Source organism: Empedobacter sp. UBA3475 (genome assembly GCF_002378465.1).
Classification (GTDB): Bacteria; Bacteroidota; Bacteroidia; order Flavobacteriales; family Weeksellaceae; genus Empedobacter; species Empedobacter falsenii_B.
Map to the genome: position 1 here is coordinate 60,198 of NZ_DFRA01000068.1, position 24,823 is coordinate 85,020.

The 24,823-nt window shown below is 29.4% G+C and carries 24 protein-coding genes; 4 read left to right on the plus strand and 20 right to left on the minus strand.

Going from position 1 to position 24,823, the window contains the following annotated elements; all coding sequences use genetic code 11:
- Genes B3I31_RS14060 through B3I31_RS14070 form a run of 3 tightly spaced genes read right to left on the minus strand, consistent with a single transcriptional unit; the run spans position 1 to position 2,499 of the window.
- Positions 1-972: a polyprenyl synthetase family protein gene (locus B3I31_RS14060; RefSeq protein WP_115000998.1), complete on the minus strand. Its 972-nt coding sequence runs from the start codon at positions 970-972 to the stop codon at positions 1-3.
- A gap of 39 nt (positions 973-1,011) precedes the next feature.
- The gene (locus B3I31_RS14065) at positions 1,012-1,509 is read right to left on the minus strand and encodes a hypothetical protein (RefSeq protein WP_115001000.1); all 498 of its coding nucleotides are present in this window, start codon (positions 1,507-1,509) and stop codon (positions 1,012-1,014) included.
- The gene (locus B3I31_RS14070) at positions 1,510-2,499 is read right to left on the minus strand and encodes an LLM class flavin-dependent oxidoreductase (protein ID WP_115001001.1); all 990 of its coding nucleotides are present in this window, start codon (positions 2,497-2,499) and stop codon (positions 1,510-1,512) included.
- Between the two features lie 363 nt (positions 2,500-2,862).
- On the opposite strand from B3I31_RS14070, the gene B3I31_RS14075 reads away from it, so the two are divergent.
- Positions 2,863-4,575, plus strand: a complete 1,713-nt coding sequence (locus tag B3I31_RS14075) for a transcriptional regulator (protein ID WP_286495188.1) — start codon at positions 2,863-2,865, stop codon at positions 4,573-4,575.
- A 54-nt stretch (positions 4,576-4,629) separates the two neighbouring features.
- Here B3I31_RS14075 and tyrS read toward each other — a convergent pair whose 3' ends face one another.
- Entirely contained in the window at positions 4,630-5,832 is a 1,203-nt protein-coding gene (gene tyrS / locus B3I31_RS14080) for a tyrosine--tRNA ligase (protein ID WP_125349288.1), read from the minus strand.
- Between the two features lie 301 nt (positions 5,833-6,133).
- On the opposite strand from tyrS, the gene ybaK reads away from it, so the two are divergent.
- Entirely contained in the window at positions 6,134-6,625 is a 492-nt protein-coding gene (gene ybaK / locus B3I31_RS14085) for a Cys-tRNA(Pro) deacylase (protein ID WP_125349287.1), read from the plus strand.
- A gap of 1 nt (position 6,626) precedes the next feature.
- Here ybaK and B3I31_RS14090 read toward each other — a convergent pair whose 3' ends face one another.
- Complete coding sequence (locus B3I31_RS14090; protein WP_038331384.1) at positions 6,627-7,748, minus strand: redoxin domain-containing protein; 1,122 nt, start codon at positions 7,746-7,748, stop codon at positions 6,627-6,629.
- Between the two features lie 180 nt (positions 7,749-7,928).
- On the opposite strand from B3I31_RS14090, the gene B3I31_RS14095 reads away from it, so the two are divergent.
- Complete coding sequence (locus B3I31_RS14095; protein ID WP_286495190.1) at positions 7,929-8,699, plus strand: hypothetical protein; 771 nt, start codon at positions 7,929-7,931, stop codon at positions 8,697-8,699.
- 291 nt (positions 8,700-8,990) lie between these two features.
- Here B3I31_RS14095 and B3I31_RS14100 read toward each other — a convergent pair whose 3' ends face one another.
- The 7 genes from B3I31_RS14100 to B3I31_RS14130 form a co-directional block, all read right to left on the minus strand.
- A complete protein-coding gene (locus B3I31_RS14100) occupies positions 8,991-9,329 on the minus strand; it encodes a cysteine-rich CWC family protein (RefSeq protein WP_038331257.1) in 339 nt (112 codons plus the stop codon).
- 274 nt (positions 9,330-9,603) lie between these two features.
- Complete coding sequence (brnQ, locus tag B3I31_RS14105) at positions 9,604-10,893, minus strand: branched-chain amino acid transport system II carrier protein (protein ID WP_286495192.1); 1,290 nt, start codon at positions 10,891-10,893, stop codon at positions 9,604-9,606.
- 325 nt (positions 10,894-11,218) lie between these two features.
- Complete coding sequence (locus B3I31_RS14110; RefSeq protein ID WP_219034339.1) at positions 11,219-11,818, minus strand: hypothetical protein; 600 nt, start codon at positions 11,816-11,818, stop codon at positions 11,219-11,221.
- A complete protein-coding gene (creD, locus tag B3I31_RS14115) occupies positions 11,800-13,203 on the minus strand; it encodes a cell envelope integrity protein CreD (RefSeq protein WP_286495193.1) in 1,404 nt (467 codons plus the stop codon). The genes B3I31_RS14110 and creD overlap by 19 nt, the downstream gene beginning before the upstream one ends.
- Before the next feature lie 65 nt (positions 13,204-13,268).
- Positions 13,269-13,568: a winged helix-turn-helix domain-containing protein gene (locus tag B3I31_RS14120; RefSeq protein WP_038331250.1), complete on the minus strand. Its 300-nt coding sequence runs from the start codon at positions 13,566-13,568 to the stop codon at positions 13,269-13,271.
- 9 nt (positions 13,569-13,577) lie between these two features.
- Positions 13,578-14,210, minus strand: coding sequence for a hypothetical protein (locus tag B3I31_RS14125; RefSeq protein ID WP_219034337.1), 633 nt, complete (start codon positions 14,208-14,210; stop codon positions 13,578-13,580).
- Positions 14,211-14,330: 120 nt separating this feature from the next.
- Complete coding sequence (locus B3I31_RS14130) at positions 14,331-15,050, minus strand: 3-ketoacyl-ACP reductase (protein ID WP_221856283.1); 720 nt, start codon at positions 15,048-15,050, stop codon at positions 14,331-14,333.
- Positions 15,051-15,279: 229 nt separating this feature from the next.
- Between B3I31_RS14130 and B3I31_RS14135 the strand changes: the two genes are divergently transcribed.
- Positions 15,280-15,465, plus strand: a complete 186-nt coding sequence (locus B3I31_RS14135; protein WP_409410630.1) for a DUF1294 domain-containing protein — start codon at positions 15,280-15,282, stop codon at positions 15,463-15,465.
- A gap of 5 nt (positions 15,466-15,470) precedes the next feature.
- Here the strand turns inward: B3I31_RS14135 and arfB are convergent, their stop codons facing one another.
- The 8 genes from arfB to B3I31_RS14175 all read right to left on the minus strand — a co-directional run bounded on the left by arfB (position 15,471) and on the right by B3I31_RS14175 (position 24,790).
- Positions 15,471-15,863, minus strand: coding sequence for an alternative ribosome rescue aminoacyl-tRNA hydrolase ArfB (gene arfB, locus B3I31_RS14140; protein WP_286495197.1), 393 nt, complete (start codon positions 15,861-15,863; stop codon positions 15,471-15,473).
- The gene (locus B3I31_RS14145; RefSeq protein WP_286495198.1) at positions 15,863-17,044 is read right to left on the minus strand and encodes an MFS transporter; all 1,182 of its coding nucleotides are present in this window, start codon (positions 17,042-17,044) and stop codon (positions 15,863-15,865) included. The genes arfB and B3I31_RS14145 overlap by 1 nt, the downstream gene beginning before the upstream one ends.
- Position 17,045: 1 nt before the next feature.
- Entirely contained in the window at positions 17,046-17,999 is a 954-nt protein-coding gene (locus B3I31_RS14150) for an aldo/keto reductase (RefSeq protein WP_286495199.1), read from the minus strand.
- Between the two features lie 261 nt (positions 18,000-18,260).
- Positions 18,261-21,293 (minus strand): sensor histidine kinase, encoded by a 3,033-nt coding sequence (locus B3I31_RS14155; RefSeq protein WP_291059384.1) that lies wholly within the window; start codon positions 21,291-21,293, stop codon positions 18,261-18,263.
- Positions 21,280-22,074: a LytR/AlgR family response regulator transcription factor gene (locus B3I31_RS14160; protein WP_221856275.1), complete on the minus strand. Its 795-nt coding sequence runs from the start codon at positions 22,072-22,074 to the stop codon at positions 21,280-21,282. The genes B3I31_RS14155 and B3I31_RS14160 overlap by 14 nt, the downstream gene beginning before the upstream one ends.
- An 80-nt stretch (positions 22,075-22,154) precedes the next feature.
- Positions 22,155-23,309 carry an MFS transporter gene (locus B3I31_RS14165; protein ID WP_286495202.1) on the minus strand — a complete coding sequence of 385 codons (1,155 nt, stop codon included), beginning with the start codon at positions 23,307-23,309 and terminating at the stop codon, positions 22,155-22,157.
- An 8-nt stretch (positions 23,310-23,317) separates the two neighbouring features.
- Positions 23,318-23,707, minus strand: a complete 390-nt coding sequence (locus B3I31_RS14170; protein WP_291059386.1) for a VOC family protein — start codon at positions 23,705-23,707, stop codon at positions 23,318-23,320.
- A gap of 3 nt (positions 23,708-23,710) precedes the next feature.
- The gene (locus tag B3I31_RS14175; protein WP_291049159.1) at positions 23,711-24,790 is read right to left on the minus strand and encodes an NADH:flavin oxidoreductase/NADH oxidase; all 1,080 of its coding nucleotides are present in this window, start codon (positions 24,788-24,790) and stop codon (positions 23,711-23,713) included.
- Positions 24,791-24,823 lie beyond the last annotated feature (33 nt).

A 24,823-nucleotide genomic window follows, 5' to 3' on the forward strand; every position in this document is an offset into this window, starting at 1 on the left:
TTATCCTTGTCGATCAATTAAAACTTCGCTTAATTCTCTCAAATAAGATTTACGTTCTTCTGGAACATCAATTTGATCCAAATAGCTGTGCGCTTTATTCGTATATTCTCTAATTAACGTTGAAAGTTTACGGTTAACATTCAGTTTTCTGAATAATTTTTCTACCGCATATACCTTATCGATATTATCTGTATTTGAACTATACCAATATAATAATTCCTCTTTTTCTTCTTCGTTTGCCGCTTCTAAAGCAGAAATGTAAAGAATCGTTTTCTTATTCTCGAAAATATCTCCAGCGTGTTTTTTACCTAAATGTTCAAGGCTACCAAAAACATCCAAATAATCATCTTTCAATTGATACGCGATTCCTAAATTCAAACCATATTGGTACAATTTATCTGAATCCTCCTCCGAAGCATTTCCAATCATTGCGCCTAATTTCAAAGCACAACCAAGTAAAACACTCGTTTTTAGAGATATCATTTTGATGTAATCTTCGTATGAAACATTCAATTTTGTTTCATAATTCACATCCAATTGCTGTCCTTCACAAACTTCTAAAGCAGTTTTAGAAAATAATCTTGTCGAACGTTTAAATAATTCTGGTTCTAAATCTTCTAAATATTGATATGCTTTTACCAACATCGCATCACCAGAAAGAATCGCTGTATTTAATCCAAATTTTTCGTGAACTGTTGGTTTACTTCTTCTTAATGAAGCATTGTCCATAATATCGTCGTGCATCAACGAAAAATTATGAAAAAACTCAATCGCTAACGAAGGTTTCAACGCTTTTTCAACTTCACCATCAAACAAATCAGTTCCCAATAAAGTCAAAATTGGACGAATTCTTTTACCACCAATATTCAAAATATAATCCATCGGTTCGTATAATTCTTCTGGATTTTTAGAAAATGGATTTTTATCGATTGTTTCGGCAATTAATTCGTGAAATTTATCAAATGAGTACATAGTTTGATTTTTGTAAAAATTAAGTTTTGGCAAATATAACTAAGAATGATTGATTTTGGGTTGTTTTCTTTTATTTTTGATTGAACCTAAAAATTCGTTTCCGACAATCAAATACAAAAGAATTTGACCAATAATCGCCGCAATAAAATAAGGATGACCTTTTTGTAAAACAATCTCAGCACTTTGCAGCAAAGGAATTGTCCAAAAATAAGTGGAAACAATTACTAAAAGCAACGCATTAAGCCTAAAAATCCAGATTTTATTCATTTTATATGTTCCGAAATGGATAAATAAAGCGCCCAAAAAAGTATAAGCCAATACCTCAAAAAATTCATTCAGCACAAATTGTTCTCTAAATAAGCCAAAAATATCTTTGTGACTTACAAACAAAAATTCTTCAGGAACAAGATAACTCCAATGGTTTGCAATAAAAAATAAAACAAGATTTAGCATCAAAACAATCGTCAATTGATCTTTGAATTGATCAACAAACATTGAATAATACTTGAACTTTGAGATTGATTTCTTTGATTTCATTTAACGAAATAATTCACTTACAATTTGATACGATTTTCGTTTTGCTTTTTGATCAAAAACATTCGTAGAAACCATAATTTCATCAATTTTAGATTCAAAAATAAATTCATCTAAACTCTGCGCCAAAGCACCTTTACTTCCAATAAAAGACAAAGCTGTCATTCCTTTTAGCATATATTTTTGCTCAGGCGAAGCCAATTCTAATTGTGTTTTTTCGGGTGGAACAATTGGTTGGCGTTTATCGGTAATAATATTCAAAAATCCTTGGTACATCGACATCGATAAATAATGCGCTTCTTCGTCTGTATTCGCCGCAATTACATTGACACAAGCAATCGTATAAGGTTCTTGCAAAAATTCTGAAGGTTGAAATTGAGAACGATAAATCTCTACCGCATTATAAAATTGTTGTGGCGCAAAATGCCCCGCAAATGCATAAGGTAAACCTAATTTAGCCGCCAAAAAAGCCGAATCTGTACTTGATCCCAAAATATAAATCGGCACATTTGCTCCTTCTCCAGGAATCGCACGCACTTTACTTTCTTTATTATCTAAACTAAAATAGTTTTGTAGATTTTTGATTTCAGCTTCGAAATCGTAATTCATAAAATTATCTCCTCTACGCAAAATAGAAGCTGTTAATTGATCAGTTCCTGGCGCACGACCTAAACCTAAATCGATACGATTTGGATAAAGCGCATCCAAAGTCCCAAATTGTTCTGCAACTGATAAAGCAGTATGATTAGGTAGCATTATTCCTCCCGAACCAACTTTAATTCTTGAAGTTCCATTTGCTACATAGCCTATTAATAAAGAAGTTGCCGCGCTCGCTACATTCTGCATATTATGATGTTCAGATAACCAATAACGGCTATACCCTATTTCGTCTACAAATTTTGCGTTATCTAACGTGTTTTTGAACGTTTGATTTAATGTATCTCCTTCTCTTACATAAGCCAAATCCAACACTGAGTAGTTTATTTTTCTCATCCGTTCTTTTCTAATTAAAATATTAAACTAAATTACAAAGAAAAAAATTCAAAAAAAATTCCCCCATAACATACATTATGGAGGAGATAATTTTGTAATTGGATTTATAAATAGGTTTAAGTAGTTGAAGAGTCTAAAATTTTTAATTAATAGTTTGATGATAGATTAGTAATCTTTCGAGATACTTAATTCAAAAATAGATAATAAAAAAAATAAATACTCAATTTAGAGGGGGGACAACTGGGGGGACATTTCATATTCATCTAAATATCAATACTTTGAAAATGAAGTAAAACATAAAAATAATTCAATTTTTTGTTAAGATTTACAATTTTTTCGGTCTATATTTGAAAAAATAATATATTGAAAGTTTCTATTTTTTTTACGCTCCTACTCTTTCCTTTTTTATTTTTATCATCATTTAGTTCTATTAGTAAAAATGATGAACGTATTCTTATTGAAAAAATCATCGAACAGAATAAAAATGTGACAGATACTATTCAATTGCAAAATAATTTCAAGAAATTAGATATCTCATCAACTTCTTTTTTATCAAAAAGTCTAAAATCAATTTATCAAGTTTATTTAGCTAATCTCTATGCACAAACCAACGATAAATTAAACAAAAAAAGTAATTCGTTATTTGAGTCTGCATTAAAAGTTTCAAAAAATGTTAACTCACCAGAATTACAAATTTGGGTGAATACACAATATGGGTATTACTATTATAATTTTAGCCAATATCAAAATGCTTATCCATATTTTATGGAAGCATCAAAACTTCTCGACTTAACAAAAGATGAGGATATTTTTTCTAAAAGTGATGTTTACAAAAAGAATGCATTCTACTTTATGAATGTAAAAGAATTTGATAAAAGTGAAAAATATCTTTTGTTAGCTTTAAAATATACCAACAAAAAAGACCACGAATATGGAACAATTCTGAATGCGATTGGTCATGTTTTTATGAATAAAAATAATATTAATAAAGCAAATAATTACTTCGAATTAACAAAAGAATATGCAATTCAAAATAAGGACGAAATTCGATATGCAAAAGCTTTAGGTGATATTGCCTCTATAAATATTCTCAACAAACAGTACGATTTAGCGATTGATAATTTGAAAAAAGATATTGAAATTTCTAAAAAATTAAAAAACGCTCGAAATTTAATGTACGCTAATATTCAATTGGGAAAATTGTACTTGCAATTAAATCGAATTGATGATGCTAAAATAATTTTGAATGAAGCAAAAGAATATGCTTCTCAGAAAATTTATTTGAACAGTTTTGAATATGACATTTATAAAATCTTATTAGAAATTGCTGTAAAAAACAATAATATCAATGAGGAGTTAATTAGCCGAAGAAAACTAGATGAATTGGAGTTAGAGTTGCAAAAAACTGATGGCCAAAATGTGATTAATGAAATTAATTGGAAAATTCAACAAGATAATTTCAACTTTAAATTTGAAGCAGAAAAAGCAGAACAAGAGAAAACAACCATCCTAAAAAATGCATTATTTCTTATTTCTTTTCTATTAATCATTATCATTTTATTTGTAATAATTTCTTATCGTCGAAAAATAAAAATACAAAATTCTACATACGATAATAAAATATTATCTATTCAAAATGAAAAACTTAAATCTGAAAATAAATTAAATAAAACTGCTCAAACTTTAGAATCTTATAAAACTTATTTGTCTGAAAAGAATAAACAAATAGTTACATTAAAAAATGAAATCAATTCTATTTCCAATTCAAGTACCATAAACAAAGAAAAACAATATAATGAATTAGTTAATCTCTTAGATTCGCATTTAATGACAGACGAAAGTTGGGGAAATTTCAAAAATATTTTTGCTCATGAACAAAACGATTTTGTAAAATATCTTTCTCAAAATTTTCCATCTTTAACCGAATCTAATTTGAGAACTATTTATTTGTTAAAATTAGGCTTGAACAATTTAGAAATTTCGCAAATCTTAGGAATTTCGGCTGATTCAGTCAAAAAAGCGAAACAACGCTTAAAAAAGAAATATAAAAATTTTGATCAAATTTTTCAAGATTAAGAAAATAGGAGATAAAAAAGATGATTTACTAAATAGTAAATCATCTTTTCACTATTACTTCAACTCGAAGAAATCTCGTTTTCCTATTTTAATTTTAGTTTCGGTTTTTAATTCAAAATCATCAAAAGCATCCATTTTTTTCTCTCCATTAATTTGTACTGCACCGCTTTCTATCAAACGTCTGATTGCATTTCTCGATAAATCTTTCTTTAATTGATGACAAACATCTAACAATGTAATATTATCATTCTCAAAGTTTAAAGAACTAATTTTAACAACTTCGAAAACTCTATTTTCATCATTTCTTTTCTGAAATTGATTGTTAAAAAATTCTTCTGCTTGTTCAGCTTCATTTACAGAATGGTATTGAATAATAATATTTTTTGCAACTAATTTCTTAATTAACATTGGATTATCTGTTTTTAATCGCTCATTCAAATTCATTTTTTCTTCAATAGAAAAATCCGTTGCTAACGCAATATATTCTTCTAATAAATCATCTGGAATAGACATTGTTTTCCCAAACATTTCATTTGGTTCATCCGTCAAACCAATAATATTATTCAACGATTTACTCATCTTTTCTTTTCCATCGGTTCCTCTCAAAAGTGGCATACACATTACAATCTGAGCAGCTTCTCCATTGGTTTCTTGCAATTGTCGTCCCATTGTACAATTAAATAATTGATCCGTTCCTCCCATTTCGATATCAGCACTTATCTGAACAGAATCGTATGCTTGTAAAATCGGGTAAACCAACTCATGCATTGCAATCGGCGTATTTTCGGTGAAGCGTTTATTAAAATCATTTCGATGCATCAGTTGTGCAACCGTAACTTTTGACAACAACTGAATAATATCCGAAAAAGGTAAATGATCTAACCAGTCTGAATTAAACACAATTTCAGCCTTATTCACATCAATAATTTTTGACAATTGATTAATGTAGGTTTCCGCATTGTTCTGAACTTGTTCTGCATTCAGCGGTTGACGACTTTTATTTTTTCCTGTTGGATCTCCAATCTGAGCTGTAAAACTCCCAACCAAAATAACTATTTGATGTCCCAAATCTTGAAATTCTTTCAATTTCTTCAATACAACGGCGTGACCAAGATGTAAATCTGGTGCGGTAGGATCAAAACCTAATTTGATTCGTAATGGTCGATTTTCTTTTTCAGCTAATTTTAATTTTTCTTCCAATCCATTTTCTGGTAAAAAAATAGCTACATTTTCCTTTAAACTTTTTAAATTTTCCATGATTTTTTTTAAATAAAAAAAGCCCGAGCAAAACTGCTCGGGCTTGTAGATTATGATTAAATTTTTGACGTACAAAATTAATACGAAGTATACACATAGTCTACCCGAGCAAATATTGTACGATAATAAGTGCTAAAAAACGGTAAACGTAATATGTGTTGCAAAAACTTCATTTATAATGCAAAGGTAAGAATAGTTTTGAGAATAGAAATTTTCGTTCAAAAAATTATCTTAGACAATAATTCTATAGAAAAACCTTTATAAAAGTTTTTCGTAATAACTTTGTGTAAATTATTATAGAATGAGCAATAAAACTGCTAAAACAAATGTAGTACGAATTTTAGACACACACAATATTTCGTACGAATTGCGCGAATATGAAGTTGATGAAGAACATATTGATGCTTTGCATGTTGCAAATTCATTGAACGTAAATCCGGAAGGAATTTATAAAACTTTGGTTTTGAAAGGAAATATAGAACCATTTTTAGTTGCCGTAATTCCTGCAAACACACATCTTGATATGAAAAAATTTGCGAAAATTTCTGGTAATAAAAACTGCGAAATGCTTCCTTTGAAAGATTTGCTGAATGTTACAGGTTATATTCGTGGTGGTTGCTCACCTATCGGAATGAAAAAGCAATTTCCTACTTACATAGAAGAACTGGCTGTTTTGCAAGATCAGATTTGTATTAGTGCAGGAAAAAGAGGTTTACAAATTATTCTAAACCCCGAAGATTTAAGAAATTTGATTGAGGCTAAATTTGAAGATATTACACAATTTGATTCATAATTTATTTACTATTCAGAATGATTTTTTCTAAAATAGTTGGAAATTTTGCTTCATCTTCAAACGTCAAATCTGGATTTGCATACACAATAATTCCATTTTTATCAATCACATAAGTTGCTCTATTATTGTAACCTAAACGATTATAAGAATTATACATCAACGAAATTGCATAATTCTCATCATTCAAATACGTAATATTATTTGTTCGCAAAGCTGATTTCCATAATTCTAACAACGGATTTGTAGAACTAGAAACTGCGTAATTTTTTACATTTTGTAACAATGGATTATGATCGATTAATTGAATTTGAGCAGCACAAGTCATTGCTGCTTTCGTATCAATTGACGTAAAATCAGGCAAAATTTGTCCACTAAACGCCGCAGGATAAAACGTTAAAACTTTAAAAGTCGATTTATCATTCAAAAATTTATCTGTCGAATTAGTCTTATAATTCGGTCCATTCAAAATAAAATCTGGTGCTTTATCACCAACCTTCAAGGTTTTATTTTCTGTGATATTTACTTCTATGTTATCGATTTTAGACGTTCTTTTAATCAATCTTTCCAAAGGTTTCAGATGTTCGCCTTGCGCACGATAATCATTATCTCGCATCAAAATTTTATTGTTTTGATCCACTAGAAAAAGAATCGAACTTTCTACTAAAACATTGTTAGAATTTGACGTTGGAATTATACTCGAAATTGAATTTTGCTTAAAAGGTTTCAACCCTATTGCATTGTAAATTTTTCCAACTTCATCATAAATTACCTTCGTTCCATCCAACTTATTTTGATTAGTCGTTTCATTAAAAGCAAACGTTTGCTGCGGTTCTTTACTCCATTTATTATCTTCATTTACAATATAAATCACATCAATTTTTGGTGGATTTTGAGACGAAAATGCCAAATTCTTCACAAAATAATAATTCAGCGAAGTTGTCATCATGCTCGCATACGGATTCGTTTTGTATAAACTTGGCGTAAATACAATAATTTTAAAGTTTGAAGATTGATTGATATTTTCAATTTTATTAATCGGAAACTGAGCGCCAACATTCAAATTTTGAGCTTTTGTAAAACAAAAACCACATATAATTAGTACTATCGAATAGATTCGTAACATAAAACGTTTATTTTAAATAAACTAATAAAAACTACCACAAGATAACTAAAATTCTACTTTCTCAAAAAAACTATTCATTAAATTCTCATTAGAATTGACGATTAACTTTTGAAATTATCAAGTTTTTTTTGCAGTAAATCAGTTACCTTTGTGTTGATTTTTAATTTAAAATTTACACAAATGGAATTCAATGTTAGCAATGCTTTGAAACAATTAAATAATGATTATTCAGAAGATAAGGCGTCAGAAATTATCGAAAATCTATTGTATAATTCAACTGATTTTTCTGATGAAGACCATGAAATAATCGATCAATTGGGTGATAAATTTCTACGAATTGCTGCACAAATTTTTGTGGAAGATTTGGCGTATGATTTCAATACTTTGGTGAATTATTGGGAAGCTTTTATTGGACAATTAACAGAAGAACAATCTCAAAACTTATTGAATTTCGCTATTGAACAAACAGATACAGAATTTGTAGAAGATTTTATTATTGGATACCGAAAATTTTATTCAAATCCCAAAGAAAGTATTACATTTTTCAATAAACTGAATGAAGACGAATTTTACGAAATTAAATTCTTCAAAGCACGTTGTTATGAGGTTTTAGGTGAAAATGAAAAAGCTGTGGAAGCTTATAATAGTTACTTAAATTCTGCACATTTCAAAAAAGAAGAAAATGCTGAACAAGCTGCTGTAAACGAGTTTTATATTAGTCATAGCATTGCGCCTTTGTTAGTGAGCATGAAAAAATATGATGAAGCCAAAACTTACTTTGATCGTGTTTTAGGAAATATCGATTTCGAAGATTATTTAGCTAATTTTGAAGGTTCTAATCAACAAGAAATCAAAAGTTTCTTAGAGGATTATGTAACAACTTTGGAAGAAACTGAAGATAAAACAACTGCTGAAAAAATTTCAAAAAAAATAATGCAATATTTTTCTTAGAATTACAACATTCGGAAATGTAGTATTGATTTTTTAGCAAATATTCATAAATAGGTAAATTTAATATTTTCTTAACATTAATATAAATTCTATCTATTTGAGTATAAAAAAATAAATATAAATTTATTTATCAAATTAAGAAATCTACCTACCTTTGTACCATAAATAATTTATTCATAGTTGTTAAGGATAATGAAGTTGATTTTCTGAAGAAGAATATCCTTAATCAAATAGAGTTTTTTTATAGTATTTTTAGGTTGGTTAGTGGTTCAATGTAAGTTGAACCATTTTTTATTTCTTATAACCATAAGCACAATGTCTGCAACCATTTTGGCAACATTTTCCTTTCTGATAATGGAAAAATTCTGTAAAAACCCAATACCCATTTTCGATATAATAATGTATATGAGGAACAAACTCCGAAGGCATTGTTGGATGTGGATATTCTTGATCTAATTCTACAAAATAATTCAGTTTTTCTATACAAGAATTACACAAACATTTGTAATGCGTTTTCTTCAAAAACTCTTTTATTTCATCTTTTATAACAATTGTAGTACAAGCACAATTCGAAATATCATCTACCTTACACTCCATTGTTTCGTTACAACGCGAACAATTTTCGATCATTTTTTTGGATTATTTTTTTGATTTTTCAAAATACGAAAAATTCATAAACTTATCTTAAATCATGTGATTGAAATTCTCTATAACCATCATAAATAAATAGTTATAAATTAATTCTATCTAGACATAAAAGAAATCATTTAAGAATAATAGATTTAAAGTCAAAACTTTAAGAAATTTGTAAAAGAATAAAAGATAGACATTATCATTATTCAATTAGTGTTTTTATAGTAGTTTTGATTGGTTAAAATCCTCGGAATAATTTTCCGAGGATTTTTTATTTTCTTAATCTATCAACTAATAAACCAATTACAAAACCGATAATCGAAGGTGCAATCCAACCTAAATCGTATTCGAAAAATGGAATTTTATTCAGATTTTCTATAGTCGATTCATCTAACTTTCCTAATAATTTCAATAATCCTAAAATTGCGATGATTGTAGACGCTATTAATGCAAAAATATAAGGAGTTTTGCTTTTAATTGTTTTTCCAAACAACACTATATAAATAACTAACGTGATTGTAATTGGATATACGAAAGCCAAAGGTGGATATGCAAAATTAATAATTTCGTCTACACCTTTTATTGATAAACCAAACGATATTACTGTACATAAAATCACTAAAGCAGTGTAACTTACTTTTCCATTTGTTAAACGTCCAAAAAATGTACCTACCGCAGATGTTAATGCGATTGAAGTGGTAAGACAAGCAAACGCCATACATAACGCAATTGCAATTAACCCATACTGTCCTAATGTATTTCGAGAGATTTCTATTAATAATTCTGCACGAGAAATTTCTGGATTTGTAATTCCAGAAGTAGCACCTAAATAAATCAATCCACCATATACAAATAACAAACAAGTTGTAGACAATAAACCTGATATAATTACAATTTGAGATTTACTTTTTGTATCAGTATACCCTTTATCTCGTGCTGCTGAAATAATAATTCCAGCAAAAATAACAGAAGCCAAAACGTCTAATGTTTGATAACCTTCTATAAAACCTTTCGAAAAAGATTGCATCATCGTTAAGTCTGAAGGTAAGAAATCAGCGGTTGGGTATATAATTCCAATGACTATTAATAAGGTCAATAAAATCAATAATACTGGTGTTAAATAATTTCCAATAACGTCTACCACTTTTGAGGGACGAATCGCTAAAATAAGTGTTACTGCAAAAAATAGTAACGATCCCCACATCGGATCCAATGTTGGAAAAAATGGTTTTAATCCCACTTCGAATGTTGTTGCGGCAGTACGAGGAATCGCAATTAACGGTCCGATACAAATCATAATAATTGTACCTAAAATAGCCGCCAAATGTTTGTTCACACGATGCCCTAAATCATTAAAATTATCACCCGAAAAAACAACAGATAAAATACCAGTAAATGGCAATAAAATACCAGTTAACCCAAATGCTATCATCGCGACGAAATAATTTGAACCCACTTCTAATCCTATCAAAGGAGGTAAAAGAAGGTTTCCTGCACCAAAAAACATCGCAAACAACGCAAATCCAAGTGTTAATACATTGGTTAACTTTTTACTTTTCATATATTTAATAATTCTATCTGTTTTAAAAAACGGTTCGCAAATTACTACAATTGCATTTTCAAGCCTTAAACTTAGTAGAATTATTCGATAATCACACAGCTAATTTATAAATTTGACAGATTTGAATAATAATTTTTATATTTATCAGATTTTAAACTTTATATATTATGAATGTTTTAATCATCGATATCATCAAATCTTAATTGATTTGAAATTTTATCTAAAGTGATAATTCGATTCGTTGGTGTATAACCTTCTCCTTTTGGCTGAAAATATTGAATATCTATCTTCATAGTTTCAAAGTAAACATTCATAACAAAAATTTTTAAGCTTTTAATTTTAAAATTTTTGTAATAATATTTATGAGGTAAATATTAAACATCATAAAACAGATTGATATTGAAGGATACTCAAAAACAGCGAAAAGTATTATAATCAAACTAAAAAATAGTATTAAAACTACCGCTAAAAAAATCGAAAAATAATTAAGATAATTAAAACCTATCGTTTCTTCATCATCAAAATTAGTGTAGAATATTGCTGCAAAAAAATCGACTATAATTAAAAGAAACAATAAATAACCTAAAAGCGGCAAATAAAAACTTAAATCATGAAATCCTCGAATAATTGTTACATCCAAAACAAAAGCTACTGGAATACAAAGCCATGTAATGTTGGTCCAAACAAATATTTGTCCAGAATTAGAGAAAATTTTTCCTAAAAACAACTCCGAAATCTTATCAATTTTCAAATAAAATGACATTGCAAATAAGCAAATCACAAGCTCTAAAATAAGAATAGAAAAGCTGAAAATTGTATCATTATTTTTAATCACAATATCCGTAAAGGAAATTGCCATCAGTACAAGACCGATGACAAAAATCCCAAAAAATAAGTGTGCAAATGTTATTTTGTTTTGTTCCATTCGATGTTTTTTGAATAGTACATTAGGATTGCAACAATGATAAATAATCCTATACTTCCTACTAATAACGCGTGTTCTTTGAGTTGTAAAACACTGTAAATAAATGTGTATAATAAAATTAACATTAATGTAATTTTGAATGTGAAACCAAATGATTTTAGGAAAGAATTGACAAAAAATGTAATCAATAAAATAGTTGCACCAGATGAAATAAAGTAAGCAATATCAAATCCTAAATATTCTGACAACGATAACAATAACACAAAATTGACACAGATTGCAAATCCAACTAACGCATATTGTACCAAGTGAATGTTGAAATTATTTCGGCTTTCGATAAAGAAAAATGCTACAAATGTTAATCCAATGAACAGAATCGCATATTTTGTCGAACGATATGTTTTGTCATAATGATCGTTCATCTGCAAGAAATTAACGCCAAAACTATAATCAGAAAAGTTAGAAGCGTCTTGCCAAATCTGTCCTTGCAAAGGATTTTGTTGATAAATAGACCATTTTACATTTGTTTTTCCATTCTTCGTTTCGGGATCAGAATTAGGTAAAAAATTTCCATCATATTTCAAATCTTTCCAATTTGTAGCCAAATCAACTTTTGTATTAATCGCAGATGGAATGATATTCAACATTTGAGAACCTTTCATCACCAAATTGATTGAAACTTGATTAAAATCGAATGTAGAAGGATCTATTTTTTGAGACATCATTTGCACAGGCATCACTTTTTTAGTGGTACTCACTTGTTCCAAATATTCTCCATTTTCTACTCTAACTTCTGGTTGAATAGTAATTGTAGAAGTTATATTATCCATATTCAATGGATAATTTTTGTTGTTAGATTGTACAATTACTTTGTTCTCATATCCTTTAGAATCAGAGATTCCAAAAACAATTTTAGTCGAAACTACATTTTCTGCACTTACTTCCACTTCATTAAGCATATCGCTATAATTCTTAAATTTCGAATTGATATTCAGTTTCGAATTGTAAACTACTGCTTCATAAATACTACGACTTTTTAACTGCGTATCAATCGTTCCATTTATATTTAAATCATTAGCAGAAATATACTTTTTCACTTGTTGCTTCACAACTTTTCCTTGTCCATCATTTACATTTTCCATGTAAGTAACCTCGATAAAAGGACCATAAATCGTCTGTTTCCCACTCCATTTATCTGAAATTTCGGTAATTACTTTTTCCTTGTTTCCTTGTCGTTCTTCAATTAAATTTAATATGAACGGAATCGGAATTAAAAGTCCTAAAACTAAAAGACATACCAAAAATCCTTTTATCATTGTTTTGTTTTGTGAATAAACTGATTGATTTTCAGGTTGATATTCATTTTTTAAATCATTGTTTTCCATAAGTTTGAATTTTATTATTTATTTTAAAAAGTACTTTGTTTTTCAAAGTTTAAATGCAAAAAAAATTATTTTATATTCTTTATTAATTTTTCAAGATAGTTCAAATGCTCCTGAAAAGCTTGTTTTCCAAGTGCTGTTATCGAATAAGTTGTATTCGTTTTTCGACCTATAAATCCTTTGTGTACAGTAATATAATCGTTTTCTTCTAGGTTTTTTAAGTGCGAAGCCAAGTTACCATCAGTCAAATCTAAAAAGTCTTTCAAATCCTTAAAAGAAATTTCTTCATTCATGACCAAAGCACTCATAATTCCCACACGAATACGATTATCAAAGACTTTGTTTAATTTATTAAGATTAAAATCCATGTTGCAAATTTAAGCTTTGTAATCATATTTTCGTACCATCCAAATCCCAAAAATTAGATGTAAAAGCCCGAAACCGATAAACCAAAACAATAAACCATTGAAAATAAAATAGAAAGCCAATAACCCTAAAAATATTTCGCACATTGCCAAATATTTTATTTCTACAATTGTGTCACGTTCTACCGTATACAAAGCTAAGCCGTAAAACAAAAGCGTTGCTGGAGCTACATAAGCAAAACTAAAATTATTGATAAAAATCAAACTTACTATTCCTCCAACGATTAAAACAAAAAGAAATTTACGCAATATTCGTTTTGTAACTGGATTTATAAATTTAACGTCATCTTTTGTCGATTTTCTGGTCATAAAAAAGAAACCTCCAATACATGCAACCATTAAAGTTACAATTCCTAAAATGAATAATTTAATTTCTAAATTATTCATTAAAATAGGTGTCAATGTTCCTCTATAATTTACTTGAAGTGCATCTTGTAGAATCAAAACATAAGCGATAAAAGCAGAAATCATTCCCACTACTCCAACCCAAACACCACTCCATCCACTAATACTTGTGAATTTTGATGTGCGTTGCATCATTGATTTGATTTCGTTTAAACTTTCTACAGGATTATTTGTGCTCATATTAAAAGTACTTTGCAATTCAAAGTTAATATAAAAAATGATTCTGCAAAATATTTTTTCAAAAAAAATCCAATTTCTAAATGAAATTGGATTTTATAAATATGATTAATTAATCAATTTTTAAGGATTTGTAGACCACAAAGAAGCTGATGCCAACATTGCGCGTTTATCTAATTTTAATAAATCGACAATTAATTGAGCAAAATCTTCAGGCTGAAGCACTTTTTCTGGATTTCCGTCTGTGATTTTCAACACATCTTTTGACATCTCAGATGCAATTGTACTTGGAGTTAAAGTCGTAACACGAATGTTTTTCTTTCTTAATTCGAACATTAATGATTCTGATAAACCTATCAATCCCGCTTTTGAAGCTGAATAAGCAGAAGTTACTGCGTTTCCTTTTAATCCTGCAGTTGAAGATACATTGATAATATCACCACTTCCTAACTCTACCATCGAAGGAATTACAGCTTTAGAAACATAATATGGTCCAAATAAATTGGTACGCACAATCTCTTCCCAATCATTTTCTGGCATTTCCAAAAAACTTCCGAAAGCCGCAATACCGGCATTATTAATCAAAATATCAAACGCTCCAAAACTCTCAATTAATCGTTCAAGTTGCATTTTCACTTCAACTTTTTCAGCTACATTAAAAATCGAATAATCCGCTTTTACTCCAAAACTTTTGATCTCTTCTACAGTTTCTTCTAATGTCTTTGTATTTCGTCCTGTCACAGCTACATTAACACCTTCTTTAGCCAATGCCAAAGCAACAGCTTTTCCTAAACCTCTACTACCTCCTGTGACTAAAGCATTTTTCCCTTTTAAATCTTGCATAATTATTTTATAATTAGAATTTTACAATTTATTTTTTGAAGATTTTTTATGATTTTGAAGTACAAAGATAAACAACATAGATTTCTAGGAAAAATATTTTTTATCTACCTAATTATAAGTATTTTTACTACTTAATCACACACTGAATGGATAAATATTTATTTTTTACTCTACTCCTTATCAACGTCCTCTCTTTTTTTTTATTTAAAATAGATAAAAAAACTCAATTATTGGTAAAAGACGTGTATCTGAATTAGCACTTTGTTTTGTGACTTTGATTGGTGGAACAATTGGTTCTCTTATGTCAATGCAGATTTATCGTCATAAAATAAGAAAAAAGTCTTTTATTTTTAAAATAGTAATGATTATAGCAATACAATGTAGTTTATTAATTTTTTTAGTTGATCGAATTTAATTGTTCTAAAATTTAAACCTACGACAGTCTTTTTTCTCAGCTTGTTGTTTCTTTTGATTCAGTCTTTTTTGCTGAGAAGCTTTAGTAGGTTTAGTCTTTTTTCTAAACTTTGGAATAATCAATGCTTTTTCAACTAATTCTAACATTTTCTTTGTTGCAGATTCTTTATTGTCCAATTGAGAGCGAGATTCTTGCGAATTGATTTGTAAAAATCCTTCTGAATTAATCTTATTTTTTAGCTTTTCTGTGATTAATGCTTTTTCTTCATCAGAAAAAAATTGGGAAACTTCAACGTTCCATTTTGCTAAAACCATCGTTTCAACCTTGTTTACATTTTGCCCTCCTGCACCGCTACTTCTCGCTGTTTTATATGTTATTTCATAAGAAAAATCTTTCATCACTTATTATTTTTATTGAATAAAATATGAGAAATCAAACAGATTAAAGTAAAAAAAACGCCAACAGCAACCACTCCATTCCATTGAAATTTATCCCACGCATTTGCTGCAATAAATGTTCCTAAAGATCCACCAATAAAATAGCTTGTCATGTAAACTGTATTCACTCGATTTCCTGCTTTGGCATCTAATCCAAAAATAATGGTTTGATTAGAAACATGCATTGCCTGTAAACCTAAATCGATCAAAATTACACCAACAATTAATCCCCAATATGTATAGCCAAATTCATAGAAAAATCCCCAAGAAATTAGCATAGTAATGATGGAATAAAAGATAATTTTTGATGTTGACAGAACTTTTGAAACTCTACCAACTAATGCAGCAGCTAATGCTCCTACTGCTCCAATTAATCCAAAAGCACCAGCAATATCGCTTCCAACAAAAAATGGTGCTTCTTCTAAGTGAAAAACCAATGTTGTCCAAAATGCACTAAATGCTGCAAAACCTGTAGCTCCACGAAAAGAAGCTAATCTTAATTGTGGTTGATTTTTTACTAAATCTACAATCGATTTCATCAAATTACCATAAGTTCCTTTGAAATTTGGTTGTATTTCTGGTAAAAATATATAGATAAAAATCCATAGAACAAACATTAAAATTGCGCCTATCATATAAACTTCTCGCCATCCTAAATATTCACCAATAAAGCCACTAAAAACACGAGAAAGTAGAATACCAACAAGCAAACCACTCATAACCATCCCGACAGCTTGCGCTTTTTTTTGAGGTTCAGCTAATTCAGCCGCCATTGGCACAAAAACTTGCGGAATAACTGAGGTGAAACCGATTAGAAAACTTAATGGAAAAAGCCAGCTTACAGATGGTGCAAAATACATTCCCAAAAGAGCTGCGATTATAAAAACAAAATCGATTAAGATCATTCGTTTTCGTTTCAGTAAATCTCCTAAAGGAATAATAAACAACAATCCACAAGCGTATCCAATTTGTGTTAACATTGCAATATTAGAAACTTTACTTTCGGAAACATTAAAATCTTTAGCGATTAATGACAATAATGGCTGATTGTAATAATTATTTGCCACAACCAAACCGCTCCCAATAATCATTATCCATAAAATGATTGGAGTTAATTTGGGTTTCATTTGTAAATTTTCCATTCTAATATTCGCTTGCTTCAGTCAAAAGTTTAACATCATCATGAGATAATTGCACATTTACACCTTCTACAAAAGCATCAAGATGTTGTTCCTTAGTTGCACTCGCAATGGGAGCTACAACAGTTTTCTGATCCATTAACCAAGCCAATGCAACTGCCGAATAAGAAATATTATATCGTGTAGAAATAGTTTGTAAAGCGTCCAAAATTTTGAATCCTCTTTCATTCAAATACTTTTTGATTCCATTACCGCGCAAACTTTGTTGTAAATCTTCTTCAGTTTTATATTTACCTGATAAAAAACCACTCGCTAAACTGTAATAAGGGATAACAGCTAAATTATATTTCTCAGCAACAGGTTGCAAAAATTCTTCAAAATGCTGACGATCATACAAATTATATTCAGGTTGCAAGGTTTTGTATTGCGGCAAATTATAAAGTTCTGATTTATCCAACGATTCAATCAATCGCTCCGAAGAAAAATTAGAAGCTCCTATAAATCTCACTTTTCCTTCTTTTATCAATTGATTATAAACGGATAAAGTTTCTTCTACAGGTGTATTTACATCATCATAATGAGTTTGATACAAGTCGATATAATCTGTTTGTAAACGGATAAGTGATTCTTCTACTTCTTTTAAGATATGAGCTTTTGTAGTATTTGGCTTATCTTGAATCATATTTCGTCCACCAACTTTCGTTGCCAAAACAATTTGATCTCTCACTCCTCTCGATTTTAACCAATTTCCGATAATTCGTTCAGACTCTGTTCCAACATTACCTTCCACCCAATACGAATAGTTATTTGCAGTGTCTATCGCATTAAATCCTCTGTCCAAAAATCCATCTAAAATTCGAAAAGATTCTTCTTCATTCAATGTCCAACCAAAAACATTTCCTCCGAAAAAAATTGGTTTTATTTCTAAATCTGTATTTCCTAATTGTACATTTTTCATGGGGATAAAGATAAAAAAAAGCTACTTTGCAGTAGCTTCTTGTTGTAAAATTTTTTGACTCACACGTCGAAAAATGTAACTTTTAAGATACTTTTATGGTGTCTTCATAGGTTTAGAAAACAAAGCATCAAAGTTTAATACTTAGTTTGAAATCGATACAACAAATATATATACTGAATAATATCTATCATTAAAATAGAGTTCAGATTTCGTTAATTCACGTTTCAGCAAGGTGAATTGTGAATTTATTCAGGTGAAATTTTAATCAACTTTCAAAATCATTCGAACTTTTGTTCCTTTTTCATGAAAATTTATAAAAATATTTTCTTCAATATTACGATTAAGCAATTGTAAACGCTCATTAACTATCTTAAGTGCTTTCGAATCGTGAGTTTTATTTTGCGTAATTTGTGTTGTATTTCCCTTTCCATTATCTTCAATGATTATTTCTAAATAATCAATTTTTACACGAATAATCAATTTGATAATCGGTTGTAAATGATTTTGATCAAATGCGTGAACAAAAGAATTTTCGATAATTGGTTGAATCAACATTGGAGGAATTTTGATGCGATAAATATCCAATTGACTATCAATTTGAACATCAAATTCTATTTTATTTTTCCATCTAAAATTCTCAACTTCAACATATAATTTCAAAAAATCAATTTCGTCTTTCAAACTAATTTCATCTTTTGTTGAAAGATTTAACATCTGACGAATCAAGTGAGAAAAACGTCCCAACGAATTTAACGCATTATCAATATCATTATCCAAAATATAAAACTGAATAGAATTCAGCACATTGAAAATAAAATGCGGATTCATTTGCGATTGTAAAGCTGTTAACTTCGTTTCGGTTAATTGCCGCTCTAATTGCAAACGTTGATTTTCTTGAGTATTTTTTTCATTTAATTGACTAATTTTTAATTGATTAAATTTATTTAACGTCTTGATTTTATTTGTATTATAACGATAAATAATCAATCCTAAAGTTAAGACTGACAACAAAATAAAATAAATATTCAAGTAAAAAGGTTCGTCAACATTCAACGAAACCAAATCAATAATTTGTTTTTGTCCATTGCTTGTATCCGTTATTTCTAATTGAACACGATATTTACCATATGGTATATTCCGCAAATAAATAGATGGGTTATAAAAATACTCGTTCCACTTTTCATCAGGATTTACACGATATCTGTACTTATAACTTTGAGCAAAATTAGCATCAACCACAGCAAAATTTAATGTAATATTATTCTCATTATTCTTTAAATTCAAATCTTTATCAATCAAATCAAACCACATAAATTTATCTATTCCAAAAGATTGATCATTAATTTTAAAACTTGTAATTATAATCTCTTTCGACTGATTTTTTTGCTTTAATAAATTCTCAAGATTTAACTTATAATATCCATTTTCAACACCAATTGTAGCCGTTTTTCCGTCAAAAATAGACGAATGTATATCCTTATTTACAAAACCTTGTTCATTACCAATCATATATGTTTTACCATTATTGAAAACGAGTAAATTACGATTGGTTCCAATCAGAATTGAGTTCCCAAAAATGTCAATTGAACTGATATTTTCCCCGCCAATTTCACGAATATTGATTACTTTTTTTGTGATTAATTCATCTCCTTTTACCTCTAAAATATAGACTTTCGCAAATTCTGTTGCAACCAACAACTGATTATCTCCAACGCATTTTATCATTTTAATTTTAGATTCATTAAACTGATTATTTTGCAAATAAGAAATAAAATTTCCATTTTCATACTTGAATAATCCATCCAAAGAAGAACCAAAAAATACAGCTTTTTTATTTTGACAAATCGAAACAACATCTTTCGGAACATTCGCTTGCGTAGCTGAATATGCGTGATATTTTAGATTATTCAGATCATCAAAAACCAAAATTCCTCCAAAAGGATTTGTCTGAATAAATTGATTATTAAAATATGTAAATTGACTTGTTCGATTAGGTAAATAATCTTTGAATTCTCCATTAAAATCTAACTCGAAAAGTCCTAAATTAGTTGCTATAATAAACGAATTATGACGAATAATCATTTTATAAAAACGAAGATTTTTTTCTTTCAAATCAAAATCAATTTCATAAAAATCTTTATTTGATTGACTTAAAAAATCTTTGAATTTTGACTTATTTCGAAGCATATATTGATAAAAAGCATTTCTCTTTATCTGCTTATTGAATACATTATTCTCTTGAAAATAAAGTCCTTCTGGTGTTAAAAAATATTGTGTATTCGCAACTTTTAGAATTTCAATGACTCTTTTATTATCAATCGTTGAAAAATCTAAAAAATGATTAAAATGAACTTCAAAAAGTCCTTTATCAGCACTTCCAACATAAATTAAATCATCCGTTTTACTACTAAAAACTCGATATGGATAATCCGAAGTGATTTTAAAATTTTCTGTTTGATCTGTTATTTTATTGTCATTTAATTCGGCAACCATTCCATTTCCTGCACCCGTTTCGTAACCAGCTAATAAAAGAGAATGACGTTTATCTGAAATGTTGTGATTTCTAAAAACTGGAAAATCGTAGGTTTTAAAATTCAATTTTTTATTCAAAAAATCGTTTATCGAAATGATATTAAGACCTTTAGAAGATGACAAATACAAATCATTATTATTCAAAAAACTATAATTAATTCGATTGAAAGGATTGACCAACTTCAACTTATCGCGATGAACTTCATAAACACCATGATCTATTGTTGCAACATAAACCTTGTTTTGATATTCGAAAAAAGATACCGCTTCGAACACAATATTGTTATTTTTTTCAAAAGAAGGATTATAAATTTTCTTTGATTTTGTATCAATAATCGAAACGCCACCTTGCGCAGCAACATATATTAAATCATCTAAATAAAATAAATTTCGAACACGATCCGAAACTAATCCTTTCGCTGTATTAATTTGTTCAAAACGTTGACCAGTAAATTTCAATATCCCTTGTCCGTAACTTCCGAACCAAACATTATATTGCTTATCTTCTATTATTGTCCAAACATTATTGTATTGTACTTTCTCGAAGCGTTTCATCATTTTGAAATTGTCCATGTCTTTCACAAATACGCCAAAACGAGTTCCAACCCACAAGATTTTACGAGAATCTTTGTAAACACTCAAAATCTCATTGGCAGGCAAGCCATTTTCGTACGTGTATTGTTTTGTCAGAACATATTGCGCAGAAAGTTGATGAGAGCAATGAAATAAAACAAGTAAAAAAATGAAGTTACGCAACCACATTCGATAAAATTTTATACCCCAAAGAAGTTACAGGAAGATTTGATTCACCATCTTTTGGATGACAATTCAGAATCAATAAATTGTTTCGTTTATCAAATTTTTTAGCAAAATTAATATTAACCAAATACGATCTATTGACACGGAAAAAATTGGTTTGATCAATTAAATTTTCTACCTCTTTCAGCGTTTTAGTTACCATGTACGCCTCTTTTTCAGTAAAAATTGTACAATAACTATCATCTGCTTTACAGTAAATAATATTTTCAATTTTCAGTACCAAAACCTCTGTTATAGATGGAATAAATATAATTCCATGCTCATTTTTGAAAACGTCTTTCAGATTATCAGTTTCTACTTCATCTTCAAAATCATCTGCAATATTAATAATCTCTTTCGTTATTTTTGTTTGATTTTGACGCTCTACAAAACGATTCAATAATACTTTAAGATCAGAAATTGAAATAGGTTTCATCAAATAACCCAAACATCCCCATTGATTTACAGCTTCTAAAATATAGTCTGAATGAGCTGTTGTGAAAATGACATCAAACGTAATATCATCGAAATAATCAAATAATTTAAACCCAAATTCCTCTGGCATGTGAATATCCAAAAAAACGATATCTGGTTGATTTTCCTTAATTTTTTCAACGCCTTCTTTTACAGAATTTGCAGTATCAATGGAAACAAAAAAATCTGGCAAAGCATGTTGAATAATTTTCTTTAACCCTTGTTGAGCAAAGTGTTCATCATCTATAATAAGAGCTTTGTAATGATTCATTTGAGTTTAATTTGTTACAAATATAAACTAAAAAAGGATGCTCCGTAGAACATCCTTTGATTATGATTGAAGTAATATTTTTAAACTCTTTTCGATTTTAATTGTAAAAAGATTGCTGCAATTATTGATCCTACCGAAGCCATAATAAAGCCAACCCACAATTGCGAATTAAATCCTAACCCCATTGCAATCGGAATTCCTCCTAAAAATGCACCTAAAGCATTTCCGATATTAAAACTTGCTTGACCAGCTGCTGCGGCTAAAGTTTCGGATCCTTTTCCGTTATTAATCAACATCATTTGAATTGGCGAACCAATTGTAAACGCAATTAATCCCGTAATAAACGACATAATATAAGCCATTATTTGTATGTGAGAAGTGAAATAAACAATCACTAAACAAATCGCCATCGAAGCAAATGAGATAATTGCAGCTTTATTTGGCGACATGGTATCTGCCAATTTTCCACCTATAAAATTACCTACAAACATTCCTAGACCAATCAAGGTCATAATAATTGGAACTTTTGTTTTGGGTAAATCTGCCACATTTGTCATTAATGGAGAAATGTAACTTATCCACGCAAATAATCCTGAAGTTCCGATAGAAATCATCACAATTAATACCCAAGCTTCCCATTTTTTGAAGAAACTTAATTGCTCTACTAAACTTCCTTTGTTTGTATTTTTAAGATTTGGAACCCAAAGCGAAATCGCTAACATTGTGATTAATCCTAAACTTGCAATAATCCCAAACGTTAATCGCCACGAAAAAACTTGTCCTAATTTCGTCCCTAATGGAACTCCGACTAAATTCGCAAACGTTAATCCCGCAAACATAATCGAAATAGCTTGCGCTTCTTTTCCTTTTGTTGCTAATTGTGCTGCCACAACAGATCCTACACCGAAGAATGCTCCATGAGGTAAACCAGACATAAAACGAGCAATTAATAAGGTATTATAACTTGGTGCGATAACAAAAAGTGAGTTAAAAATGGTAAACAATAACATAAAAAAGATTAATACTTTTTTAGGCGAATATTTACTTGTAGCCATGATCAATGTTGGAGCTCCAACCATTACGCCCATTGCATACATTGATATAAAATTCCCTGCTGTTGGAATTGAAATATTCAAATCTTTTGCAAAATCTTCTAAAACTCCCATCATCGAAAATTCCGTCATTCCGATGGCTAAACCTCCCATTGCTAAGGCAAGTAAACTCTTTTTTACCATTTATTCTTCTATTCTTCGTATAATTCTATCGGCAAACCGTCGGGATCTTCAAAAAAAGTAAACTTCTTTTGCGTGTATTCATCCACACGAATTGGCTCTACCATCACATTCAACTGCGTTAATTTTTCTACTTCATTTTCTATATTTTCCACAGCAAAAGCAATATGTCTCAATCCATAAGCTTCTGGTCGAGAAACACGTTTTGGTGGATTAGGAAAAGAAAATAATTCGATGCAGTAATAATTTTGCAAAGCTAAATCTAATTTATAAGAATCACGTTCTTTTCGGTAAACTTCTTGCACAATTTCGAATCCTAAAATTTCTGTGTAAAAATGTTTTGATTTTTGATAATCCGAACAAATGATTGCAATATGATGGATTTTTTTTAATGCTAACATAATTTATGCGTAATGATTATTTTTTGCTCTTTCATATTGTGGCAACCACTTTATATCTTCTTCTAACTCTTTTGCAGCACGTAATGCAAAATATGGATCGCGTAATAATTCTCTTCCTAAAAAGATTAAATCTGCTTCTTCATTTTGAAGAATTTCTTCGGCTTGTTTTGGCTCAAAAATTAATCCAACAGCTCCAGTAATGATTTCGACTTGGTTTTTAATTTCATTTGCGAATGGAACTTGATAATTTTTTTTGACATCAATCTTTTGATGACTCACTCCTCCTCCAGACGAAACATCAATCACTTCTACTCCATTTTGTTTTAAAATCTTACACAATTCTATTGTTTCTTCTAAATTCCAACCATTTTCTGCCCAATCCGAAGCTGACAAACGAACCCAAAGCGATTGAGTTGTAATATATTTTTGCATTTCAGCAACAATTTCCAACACAAAACGAATTCTATTCTCGAAACTTCCACCATATTCATCTGTTCGATTATTGATTAAAGGCGACAAAAATTGATGAACCAAATATCCATGCGCACCATGAATTTCTAAAATTTCAAAACCAGCTTTTATCGCGCGTTCAGTTGCTTTTCCCCATTCTTTTACAACATCTTTAATTTCAGAAATTGTTAATTGATGTGGAATTTCATCCGATTCATTAAAAGGTAAATTAGAACTCGAAACTGTTTTCCAACCATTTTTTTCGTCAGATTTTATTTGATGGTGTCCCAACCAAGGCTTTTCTGTACTTGCTTTTCTTCCTGCATGCGCTAACTGAATCCCAGGAACACAATTGTATTTTTTAATTTCGGAAGTTAATTTTTGATACACTTCAATATGTTCATCTTTCCAAATTCCTAAATCGCCATACGAAATTCGACCATCTGCAATAACAGCAGTAGCTTCTTGTATAATCGCCGAAACATTGCCAACTGCACGCGAAACATAATGTTGAAAATGCCAATCATTTGGAAAACCATCTTCCGAAGAATATTGGCACATTGGCGACATAATAATTCTATTTTTTAATGAAATAGATTCATTTATACTGATTGATTCAAATAATTTGCTCATTACTTGTTTTTTTGACTTAATTAATTTGGAATA